The sequence below is a fragment of the Paraburkholderia sp. SIMBA_054 genome, from assembly GCF_046534875.1.
Classification (GTDB): domain Bacteria; phylum Pseudomonadota; class Gammaproteobacteria; order Burkholderiales; family Burkholderiaceae; genus Paraburkholderia; species Paraburkholderia hospita.
Map to the genome: position 1 here is coordinate 1 of NZ_JAWRXV010001931.1, position 217 is coordinate 217.

Here is a 217-nt window from a genome sequence, read left to right on the forward strand (position 1 = left end):
CACTGCCCGCCGAGCAGGTGCGAGCGTGGGTAGCGGGCTGCTCGACGGGCGAAGAGGCGTATAGCCTTGCGATGCTGCTGTCGGAGGCGCTACCGCAGCATTCGACCTCCGCGCAGGTTCAGGTATTTGCCACTGACATTGATGACCGTGCGATCGAGGTGGCCCGAGCCGGCCGATATCCTGAATCCATTCTCACCGACGTCCCACCGTCCCGGCT

1 protein-coding gene is annotated in these 217 nt (G+C 64.5%); it reads left to right on the forward strand.

Annotated elements, in window-relative coordinates; all coding sequences use genetic code 11:
* A partial coding sequence (locus tag SB822_RS61775) for a CheR family methyltransferase (RefSeq protein ID WP_410859762.1) occupies positions 1-217 on the forward strand: 217 nt, incomplete at both ends.